This is a genomic window from Ochrobactrum sp. SFR4 (assembly GCF_019730395.1).
Taxonomy (GTDB): domain Bacteria; phylum Pseudomonadota; class Alphaproteobacteria; order Rhizobiales; family Rhizobiaceae; genus Pseudochrobactrum.
On record NZ_JAAPBB010000863.1, the window covers coordinates 1 to 266 of the forward strand.

General features: G+C 50.4%; 1 pseudogene. It reads right to left on the reverse strand.

Annotated elements, in window-relative coordinates:
- Nucleotides 1-266, reverse strand: a pseudogene (locus HBA93_RS21530) (calcium:proton antiporter); the annotation flags it as partial.

Sequence of the window (266 nt, forward strand, 5' to 3'; positions counted from 1 at the left end):
CGAAACAAAAGCACCGAGACACAGGTTAATCGCGCGCTGCATTTCATTATTCAGCGCCGCCTTAACGGCTGTAATGGACTCCGGTGTAAAGACAATAATTGCAATCAGCACGCCGCCAAGAGCAACCGGCGCATTAACCGTCTCGATGCCATAATCGATAAGAATAGCCAGATCATGTGCCAGCAGAACAATCGGCAGGATCATCGCAATCAGCAAAACAGAGCGGATGAGAATTGCGCGCTTGTCCAGCACGTACGGAGTCTCAT